The organism is Oleiphilus sp. HI0128, from assembly GCF_001635365.1.
In genome coordinates this window covers 1-9,806 of the sequence record NZ_LWGG01001538.1, presented here as the reverse complement: position 1 = coordinate 9,806, position 9,806 = coordinate 1, and the positions used below count along the sequence as shown (strand labels likewise).

General features: G+C 41.1%; 10 protein-coding genes and 1 pseudogene. 1 reads left to right on the top strand and 10 read right to left on the bottom strand.

What is annotated here, in order from left to right:
* The 4 genes from A3763_RS25355 to A3763_RS25340 form a co-directional block, all read right to left on the bottom strand.
* Positions 1-1,190, bottom strand: a 1,190-nt coding sequence (locus tag A3763_RS25355) for an MBL fold metallo-hydrolase (protein ID WP_068760709.1), incomplete at its 3' end; no start/stop codon positions are given.
* A gap of 108 nt (positions 1,191-1,298) precedes the next feature.
* On the bottom strand, positions 1,299-1,598 hold the full coding sequence (locus tag A3763_RS25350) for a type II toxin-antitoxin system RelE/ParE family toxin (RefSeq protein ID WP_068511530.1): 300 nt from the start codon (positions 1,596-1,598) through the stop codon (positions 1,299-1,301).
* 5 nt (positions 1,599-1,603) lie between these two features.
* The gene (locus tag A3763_RS25345) at positions 1,604-1,861 is read right to left on the bottom strand and encodes a type II toxin-antitoxin system ParD family antitoxin (protein ID WP_068633946.1); all 258 of its coding nucleotides are present in this window, start codon (positions 1,859-1,861) and stop codon (positions 1,604-1,606) included.
* 104 nt (positions 1,862-1,965) lie between these two features.
* Entirely contained in the window at positions 1,966-2,655 is a 690-nt protein-coding gene (locus tag A3763_RS25340) for a transposase (RefSeq protein ID WP_068511523.1), read from the bottom strand.
* A gap of 171 nt (positions 2,656-2,826) precedes the next feature.
* Here A3763_RS25340 and A3763_RS25335 point away from each other — a divergent pair, with 171 nt between their 5' ends.
* Positions 2,827-3,900, top strand: a complete 1,074-nt coding sequence (locus tag A3763_RS25335) for a Fic family protein (protein WP_082880602.1) — start codon at positions 2,827-2,829, stop codon at positions 3,898-3,900.
* A gap of 172 nt (positions 3,901-4,072) precedes the next feature.
* Here A3763_RS25335 and A3763_RS25330 read toward each other — a convergent pair.
* The 6 genes and pseudogenes from A3763_RS25330 to A3763_RS25305 form a co-directional block, all read right to left on the bottom strand.
* Positions 4,073-4,762: pseudogene (locus tag A3763_RS25330) on the bottom strand (nucleotide sugar dehydrogenase); the annotation flags it as partial.
* 478 nt (positions 4,763-5,240) lie between these two features.
* The gene (locus tag A3763_RS25325) at positions 5,241-5,798 is read right to left on the bottom strand and encodes a sugar transferase (RefSeq protein WP_068633948.1); all 558 of its coding nucleotides are present in this window, start codon (positions 5,796-5,798) and stop codon (positions 5,241-5,243) included.
* A gap of 2 nt (positions 5,799-5,800) precedes the next feature.
* Complete coding sequence (locus tag A3763_RS25320; protein WP_197475835.1) at positions 5,801-6,724, bottom strand: NAD-dependent epimerase/dehydratase family protein; 924 nt, start codon at positions 6,722-6,724, stop codon at positions 5,801-5,803.
* A gap of 87 nt (positions 6,725-6,811) precedes the next feature.
* On the bottom strand, positions 6,812-7,585 hold the full coding sequence (locus tag A3763_RS25315; protein ID WP_156495329.1) for a glycosyltransferase family 2 protein: 774 nt from the start codon (positions 7,583-7,585) through the stop codon (positions 6,812-6,814).
* 11 nt (positions 7,586-7,596) lie between these two features.
* Entirely contained in the window at positions 7,597-8,697 is a 1,101-nt protein-coding gene (locus A3763_RS25310) for an acyltransferase (protein WP_068633961.1), read from the bottom strand.
* A partial coding sequence (locus A3763_RS25305) for a hypothetical protein (RefSeq protein WP_231872325.1) occupies positions 8,681-9,806 on the bottom strand: 1,126 nt, incomplete at its 5' end. The genes A3763_RS25305 and A3763_RS25310, both read right to left, overlap by 17 nt.

The following is a 9,806-nucleotide window of genomic DNA, read 5'->3' as shown; positions in this document are numbered from 1 at the left end:
CCCTCTAGCTCGACATAGCCATTTCGTGTCCCGTAAGTTTGAATATCTCGCCCTGCAGTTCCCTCAGCTTGATAACCTACAAACAGAATATCAGTACGCTTATCTTCAATTAAGGCTTTTAAATAATTAACAATACGTCCACCAGCACACATACCGCTAGCGGCGATCACAATGGCTGGGCGAGCCGTCTTTGCTAAATAATTCACTGTGTCGAGGTGAGTTTGATGATCATCTATCGTGAGTAAATTTTCAAATGACAGAGGGTGTCGACCCACGGCTACCCGACTTTGAGCCTCTGCATCCCAAAAAGGTTTTAGTTGTCGGTAGGTATCAGTAAAGTCGTTGGCCAAAGGTGAGTCGACTATCACTTCAAGCTCAGCCCAATTCAGCGCCCCCTGATCGGCTTTATCTTTAAGCTCATAGATCAATGACTCAAGTTCATACAATAGCTCCTGAGTGCGGCCGATACTGAACGCAGGAATCAAGACCACACCTCTGTCTTGAACAGCACTCTCGATCACTGCCTTAAGTCGCTGCCGACGAGAGCGTCGATCTTCATGATTCTTATCGCCATAAGTGCTTTCAATCACCAAGGTATCACATGCTTCAGGAGGCTTCGGCGCGGCTAACAAAGGAGAGTGAGGAGCGCCTAAATCACCCGAAAAGACAAGCCGATGCACTTCACCCTCTTGACTCACACGACACTCAACATAAGCAGAGCCAAGAATATGACCTGCTGGCTGTAAGCAAATATCTAAACCTTCAAAGACTGAATACAAATCACCATATTTGAGCGGCACAATACGCTGCTTAAGCACCGACATAAATTGTCGGATCATCTGTTTATTACGGGTGAAACCAATCTTCACCGCATCTTCCAGTACCAGCGGTAAAAGCACAGCCGACGGCTCAGAACAGTATATCGGCCCATCAAAGCCAGCAGCGAGAAGATAAGGAATGCGCCCGACATGATCGATATGAACATGGGTCACGACAAGCGCTTTAATATGAGAAACTGGGAAGTCGATTTCAAGCTGGCTTTCACTCGACTGCCCAGAGGTCTCGGCCCCTTGAAACAATCCGCAATCAATCAGAATACCTTGTTGTTCAGAACTGTTTTTATCAGAAATGCGAAGCTCGTGACACGAACCCGTTACGCCATTCACCGCTCCGTGGTGTAGGATTTTCATGTGATGTCCTTATCAATTAAGTTAAGGGAAGAATATCACAACGCTCGCGCTAGATTCCAACAGGATGGTTTCAATCGAGTCTGACCCCGTTGTCAGCTAAGTATTGAACTATGTCAGGTGCCGCTGAGGATCTTGGCGACGATGTAATACACGAATAATCTCCACCGTATCGCCTGTAACCCTATAAAACAGGGTATGGCTCGCAATAGGTAGGCTTCTGGTGCCAGCTAGAAGTTCAGAGCGATCAACTCCTATCATGGCTTGTTCAGTGAGAGTCCAAAAGTGTTCTTTTATATTTTCAAGGTAGCTATCAGACTGGGTTTTCCCCCATTGCCGCAACCCGTACTGATAGATGTTTTTTAAATCAGTTTTCGCAGCAGGGGCTATAACAAGGTGGCGTGTTGGCATGAAACTTAAGCCATAATATCATTGAACAATGAACCTAAAGAGGATTTTGATTTAATAGAAATACCTTCACCGCTATCTAGCTGGCCAGTGCCAACTTTCAGTTGCTCGCGTAAACGAGCCAATTTCACTTCGTGGATCCAGTCCTCGTGCGTATCCATAAAGCGCAATGCTTCACGAATCACTTCGCTGGCATTATTGTATAAGCCACTTTCAACTTTGGCTTTAACGCGAGACTCTAGCTCGGCAGTCAGGGACACATGCATAATGGCCTCCAAGAGTAAAAATTTATAAATTTCATGCTAGGCAAAAATACAAGCATTGTCAATCTTTGTATTATGGTATAAAAGGGGTCGGTGACAATTAGTAATCATTCGCACTTGAGAGGTCGCCCTATCTTTGAATAGCCAATTGATCTCTTAAGATTTTCTTCGATTTGTGCCTTAAAACGATCATCCCCCAAAGGCATCGAGAAACTGGCTGAAGTACGAATCTCATGTATGACGCCCTTCGACAACGCAACGTTAAATAACTCTCGATAGCGAACGAGACGGCTCTGCGTATCATGTGCCAACTGAGCATATACCTCATGCGCACTAATTAACGGACTTCTTTCACCATATGCATTGCACCGATAGCTAGACCATCGGTAATCAGCCGGATGCTCGACCATATTAGCCATAACCGGGTTTAGCTCTATATACCGATAACACTTGAGTAAATACCCTTCAGCATCGATCAAGCTTGCTTTATGACGACTCTCCCACAATGTACCGCATCGCCGATATGTCTTATTGATGTATTGTACATAGCGCCGCCCAAGTGACTGCATCACTTTAGAGACACCGTCAGTGCATGAAGGTGTCAACAAAAGATGAGTGTGATTCGTCATCAAGACATAAGCATGACAACTTACATCATAGCGTTCACACGCTTCTTGTAAGCATTCCAGATAAAACTGATTATCTTGATCTGAAAAGAAACACGCTTCCCGATTGTTTCCCCGTTGGATTACATGGCACGGCACTCCTGCCATATACATTCTCGGCTTCCTTGGCATTTCAGTTTCCTCTATCTTCCTTGATAGTTACACGTGATTATCGACCTAAGCCAAGGTCTTTTCAAGCTGAGTAATGCGAATGATTATTATGTGTCACCGACCCCTTTTGCTTTACTTTATCGGACATATTAAATAGAGTTATGTCCTATATATTAGAATACAGGCTCAGTTATGACCGAGAAACTAGACCCGTCAATGCTCCTCCAGCTGCTTAAGCAAGCCCCTGAATCTTTCGCGCTGTCTGATATTCTTGAATTGATAAATAAACCAACACTCAAGCTTAGCCCTCCTTCAGATCGAACGATACGCCGTTGGCTTAATGAATTAAGTGAGCAAGGCCTGCTTATTAAAACTGGCAGTCGTAAAGGTACACGATATAGTCTTGCTGCACACCAAACGACGCCCAATATGCTTCAGTTTTTGCAGGGACTAGATACAGATATTCAGATATCTACACTCAAGCAGATTAGAAACCTCTGGACTCATACCTCAACGGCACTAGAAGGCAATACTTTAAGCTTAGGTGATACAAAGTTTATATTGGACGAGGGCTTAACCATTTCAGGTAAACCACTCAAAGAGCACCAGGAAATATATGGCCACGCTAGTGCTATCGAATTGATTTACCAAAACCTTAACCAAGCCTTTACAGCAGAAAGCTGCTTCCAACTTCATTTAGCTATTCAAACAGACCGCGTCACCGACATTTATAAACCGAATGGAGCCTGGAAAGTTGAAATGAACGGTACCTATGCAGTTAATAAGAAAAACCAACAAGTATTTATCGAATATGCCCACCCCTTACATACAGAAAAGTTAATGGCTCTTTTTATTGAAGAGCTCAACTCATTATGCAAGCAAACTCTCAACCTTAAGGACGGAATCAAAGCCTACGCGAAGATTCACATGGGCTTTGTACATATCCACCCCTTCTGGGACGGAAACGGACGCCTTGCGCGATTAATTGCAAACATTCCTCTGCTAAAGTCAGGCCTTCCCCCCATCGTTATTTCGCAGGACGAAAGACAGCAGTACATAAAAATACTTGCAGACTACCAGCTGAAAGTTGGACAACTGACACCTGACTCCGGTGTTTGGCCGAAAACTAAGCTGCTTACTGACTTTGAACAGTTTTGTGACCGTTCCCATAAAGAAACAAGAGAGCTAATAGAAGGCGCTAAAAAACTTCAGGAACAAAGGAACAAAGGAACAAAGGAACAAAGGAACAAAGGAACAAAGGAATAACACCAACACAATACGTCTGCTGATTATGTCTGCTGATTACTCATTCAGCCCAACTAGAGCAGAAAGTCAAAGCCCGTTGCATACAAGTTGGAGGCAACTACACACGATCTTTTAGGTGTAGGGCAAGTAATGCGAATGATTATTAGTTGTCACCGACCCCTTTTGCAATTTATTGGATAATCTGTTGAGTATCCAATCCATGGGATTCTGCATAGCTATCCAGCTCATTAAAATACGAAACACGCATAGCGAGATAAGTGTTAGAAAATAATTTAACCGCTTCTGCTTCTGTTGAATCAATAAATAGCGTATCGATATCTTCCTTGACTGCTCCTTGAGCGAGCAACGCTGCAAATGTCTTTGCCAGTTCACTTTGTGAGCCAACAATAATTCGTGATGGGTATAGGTTGTCATGTAGCGCCTTCCCTTCTCGAAGAAACTCAGGAGAGAAAACGATATTGTCTGTATCAAACTCGCTACGAACGCGTTTGGTAAAGCCAACAGGTACCGTAGACTTAATAATCATCATGGCGCTGGGGTTAATTTCAAGAACGTCTCGAATAACTGATTCAACAGATGAGGTATTAAAGTAATTGGTTTCCGTATCATAATCAGTCGGAGTAGCAATCACAACATAATCGGCACCAACATAAGTGGCTTTCTTATCCAAAGACGCCCTAAAGTTCAGCTCTTTATTCAGCAGAAAATCTTCGATTTCTGAATCAACAATGGGTGATTTTTTGTCATTCAACAAAGCAACTTTTTGCTCCTCTATATCCAGCGCCACAACTTCATTATGCTGCGCAAGTAACATGGCATTTGAAAGGCCTACGTAGCCAGTCCCTGCTATTGCTATTTTCATGGTTTCTCTCTTTAAAAATCTGCTAATGCGATTCGCTACTTATACGCTGTATCAGCGAAAAGTAGTAACACTTAAATTATTATGAGTAACATCGTAGATAGAGCTTAGACAATCGAGAAAGTGTTTATTTAACTGAACAAAGCAATACCATTTTCCATGAAGAATGGTGGGTAGCACAGCTTACATGTTCAACACTGCACCAGCCTGGGACATAACCGCCTTTGATCAAGGATTAGATTTCAGCTTTGACCGCTTCCAAGCTTGCTCTCAAATGACAAAAACTTAACAAGCATCTTCAGTTCAGGTTCAACAACATGTATTTCATCTTTGTTAAGATGTATCAAAAACAACGAAAGAGGCCCCCTCACGTCCGACCCGTTTACCCCCCAATAGAGCAAGTTAGGAATCGATATATCCAAGGCCAAAAACACATACCGATCTAAACCGACTATTCACCACTATTGTACGACAAAATAAACTACTTTAACTGTACTCGATCTCCAGCCCCACTACCAGTAACTGTCATTACAATAAACTTGAAATAGTTAGCAACACTTAACTCCCCGATCATTTTAGCATCAACCTCCGCTAGCTTAACAGGTGTAGACATATCAATTTCATTGACTTGTGCTTCTCCAGTAATTCCGGGCCTTACATCAAAAACACCTTGAGCGTCTCGAGCCGCAGTTAATTCTTCTTGGTTGAATAAACCTGGACGAGGTCCAACCAAGCTCATCTCACCTTTTAGCACATTCCATAGTTGGGGAAGTTCATCGAGTTTTGTTTTACGTAAGAAGTTTCCGAAAGGCGTGATTGATGCACTACTAGCCAAATGAGTAGCGACCGAAGCAGTGTCAACTTTCATTGTTCTGAATTTAACCAAGGTAAAAGGTTTCTTCCTTCGACCTACTCTTTCCTGACGAAAAATTGGAGAACCAGTGTCAAAAAAGCCAATTACCGTTAATATCAATAAGACAGGGAACCCAAAAGCTAATCCAAAGAATGAGAACAAAATATCAAAAAAACGAATAACCATAATCAACACGCCTTATCAAAACAACGAGAAATTCCATCTTGAAACGAAACCGGAGGTGTCCAGTCTAAGGTATTTTTAGTATAAGAAATATCAACTTGGAAAGAACTACACAGTCTATCATATACCTCTTTTTTTCGGAGGATTCGAACCAGTGCTTTCAAAATTAAGGGGGGAACATACAAGATCCGGGATTCTTTTCCGGTAGCCAAGACAAGCGAACGAAGAAGATCTGGAGTGGAAATATCGAATTCATCACTGACAAAGAATGTTTGATTCACGGCTTTGGGACTATTGAGACAAACCATAATTAAGTCGGATAAGTTTTGCAAACTAACTAAACTTCGCTTATTTTCGATTGCCCCCAAAGGCAATGGAACATTCTTCATTGCTAATTTCATCATTGCTGAAAAGTTAGCTTTTACGCCAGGCCCATAAACTAAAGGGGGGCGAATAATTACGTACTCCATTGAAGATGCCAACGCTAGCTCTTTCAGCCCATATTCAGCTTCCATTTTTGATATACTAAATGCATCTTTCGGAAATGGAAAATCTTCAACACTATATGGACCTCTGTTATTAGTGTGCTCTCCATTTACTTTAGCGGTACTGATATAAATAAATCTCTTTACCCCGACTTCTATCGATTGACGGACCAAATTGATGGTTCCCAATGTATTAACAGTTCGATAACTTTCCAGAAAATCAAAGCCCGTTTGGTTTAGAAAATGAGCTTTACCAGCAAGGTGAATTACAACATCGACACCCTGGAGGACCTTAGACCAATCAGTACTACCGTCTATATCACCTATAGATACCTCATCAACACTTCTCTCCTGCGCTTGCCTAACCGCCGCCACCAAGTCAAGCTTAGCACCTCGGACCTGAGAGCACATTGCTGTCCCTATGAATCCGCCAGCACCTGTCACTAACACCTTCACTTTTATCTTACTCCACTACTTAAACCAATCGACTTAAGAAATACATACGCCAATTAAACCAAGACGTATAATTCGCTATCGTTTTACTTTTGAGCGCTTTGCAAAAGCATTAAAAACATATCTCAGAAAATAGATGAACCGCATAGGCACTGGGATATGAGAAATCCTCATGTAAAGGAGAAATGTCTTAGGAACAACAACTAACTTATTCGCACTAATTTGTCCTTTTCTAATACGGTATTTAGTAAGATAACGAGATAAGCCATAGGATGAATGCCCCTTCGCCAACAAAGAAACCCATAATAGAAAATCTTGCCTAGCACGTACTTCGCTCAAACGAAATGTACCAACAAGTTTAGTATCCACCATACAGGTAGACATACCCATTTCAGTTTTACTCAAATGTTTGGGTAAATCGACGAGCGGGCTAACGTCAACAGCTCCTCGAGAGTCTTCCCCCTGTTCATCCATAAAGCTAAAGCTTGTATGTGAAATGGGGGCTGAATGCTCTTGCATAAACTCTATTTGAACCTTTAGCTTGTCTTTCTCCCAGATATCGTCAGAGTCCAGAAAGGCTATATATCTACCTTTTGATATTTCTAAGGCATTGTTACGAGATACCCCAGCGCCGCTATTAACTTGATTTTGGATTACTGTTATTCTGGATTCACCTTTATACTTTTCGCGTATATAATCAAAACTACCATCCTTTGAACAGTCATCAACTAGCAACATTTCCCAGTTGGAGTACGTTTGATCAAACACCGATTGAATAGTCTCATCAATGAACTCTCTAGAGTTATACATTGGCGTCACTATAGAAACCATTGGTAAATCGCAGGCATTCAAATATATAACTCCTATGTTGATTTAGTTTTGGATAATAATGTTTTTTGGGAACTGATAAATCTTTTCTTTAAGCTGCGAGTAATTGGCTCTTCAAGCAAAAGCCAAAAAATATAACTAGCAAAAACCGTCAGTATTGTAATCGCTATCGAAAACACCCAAAACCCGAAAATATTCTCTAGCCCCACAAAGAAAAAGACCTTTGTAAAGAACGGCAGCGTAAAAACCTGCAACAAGTACGCTGAATATGAAACATCCCCTAACCTGACGCTCACTAGCCCAAGCAAGTTTTTTGGCTTCCAGTCAATACTCAACGCAAATAATACAATAAAGAACCCTCCTCCACCCCACAATAAGGTTCTGTTGAAGTAAGTCACAGGAACATCCAAGAAGGAATATATATAAAGCGATAATGAAGCCATCAAAAACAAATATCTATACTGGATAAGTTTCAACTGAAGGTTCATATATAACCAAGCGGCAAAAACACCAAACGAAAACTCAACCACCATAGGGCTTAATACTAAATCAGAGTATGACAATGTTGTACGCATTGTCGGGTCAGAGAAAAGTAGTATTAGAACAGAGTACAATAATAACAAGACATAAAGGGCTTCTTTTCTGAAAAATAGAAGCAATGCAAACATTAAATAGAAATACATTTCATAATTTAATGTCCAACCAACTCCCAAAACTGGCGAAACCACTCCATAGCTTGTTGGCACAGGAATAAAGAACAAAGAACCCAGCACCCAAGGAATCTCGACTTCTGACCTGTGAATAAATAAATGAGGAAATAGTAAAAGTGTGACAACACCAACTAAGGTGAGAATCCAGTATATCGGTACGACCCTAATTAACCGAGAAAGAATAAACTTTGGGATTCTATTTCTATCACCAAAATCTTTATGGTGCACCCAAAAGATAATGAACCCACTTAATACAAAAAATAAATCTACTCCAGCATGTCCGAGCACTATCGAGCTGTAGTTTGTAACAAAAACGCTAGGCAATTCAAGACTAGGGTAGTTTTTCGCTTTCGCCAAGGCATGTGAAAAGACCACTGCTAAACAAGCTAACCCCCTCAATACCTGTATACTATACAACACGTTCATTTTCACGCCTTGCCCTTCTTAGAGCCATCCCAAATACGTATATAAAAAAAAGCGTTTTAAAAAGCTCTGGGCCAATCTTAGTAAACGCGGAAATTGGGTTGTGGAGAAATGTATAACCTATCAATACGAAAATTAAACAAGATAGCATTGAGGGTTGACAACCTTTTGGCAACCAAAAAACTTTCTTATAGGTATTTCTCACGACAGCAATATAAAAGCCACATAATACAAAATTCAGAGGCATCATTGGAATATAGCCAAAACTTGCCAAGGGCCCTGGAGTTGCTCCAGCCCTATCTTGAATAGGGTATTTATACAAGCTCAGATAATTTAGCCGATTAATACCTTCAATCTCGGGTCTTGGATACAAGAACCCTATAATTTTTCCTAACCTGTAAACGAATATATCTAATTCTAATTCTAGAGCTAAGAGGTTAGCTCTTAGATCAAAACCCTGCTGCAATATCAGATCCAATGAAGAGGTAAATACAACTAATCGATAGTATAGGTAATAAACTACCCTTCCTGTAAACTCATCTCTAAATATCAGGTAGGCTTGCTCGAAACCCATTTTGTTAGCATAACCAAAAAACACAACTCCTGTGACAGCTGCAGCCGAGAGCAACACTACACTGATGGTTTTAAAAAAGTTAGTACCAGAGCTACCAATCAGTAAATACTTATCAACATTGTTCCCTTTAGCAGCAATTAAAAGCGCAGTAAAGATCCAAACCACATCTACTGCACCGTTTGCACATAGTATCCAGTTCACCATATGCAATGCTAAGCTAAGTCTACAAAGTGGCGCCAACTCCCTTTTCCCCAATGAGAGAATAAAACAATACGTTACGAAACCAACAAAAAAACTCTTATACAGAGTTATTACTTGCGGTAGCACCCCGGATTGCGATAGTTGTTCACCTGAATACCTGAAGCTGATACCAAAATCAGCGTTAAACTTAACAGCGAGCGGCAGAAAAACTAGCCCTGTAACTATGGTAAAAAAATTATTCTCGAATATTAAAGGTAGTTTCGAGAATATATTGACAGGGAAGGACAACTTGATTCTGGAAAATATGAAAGCAAAAATTCCTACCCAAAGCAGTACG

Excerpts from the sequence above, each read along its gene's own strand:
- A3763_RS25325 (WP_068633948.1), bottom strand. The coding sequence starts at position 5,798 with ATGGTTATTCGTTTTTTTGATATTTTGTTCTCATTCTTTGGATTAGCT.
- A3763_RS25340 (WP_068511523.1), bottom strand. The coding sequence starts at position 2,655 with ATGCCAAGGAAGCCGAGAATGTATATGGCAGGAGTGCCGTGCCATGTA.
- A3763_RS25335 (WP_082880602.1), top strand. The coding sequence starts at position 2,827 with ATGACCGAGAAACTAGACCCGTCAATGCTCCTCCAGCTGCTTAAGCAA.
- A3763_RS25310 (WP_068633961.1), bottom strand. The coding sequence starts at position 8,697 with ATGAACGTGTTGTATAGTATACAGGTATTGAGGGGGTTAGCTTGTTTA.
- A3763_RS25350 (WP_068511530.1), bottom strand. The coding sequence starts at position 1,598 with ATGCCAACACGCCACCTTGTTATAGCCCCTGCTGCGAAAACTGATTTA.
- A3763_RS25345 (WP_068633946.1), bottom strand. The coding sequence starts at position 1,861 with ATGCATGTGTCCCTGACTGCCGAGCTAGAGTCTCGCGTTAAAGCCAAA.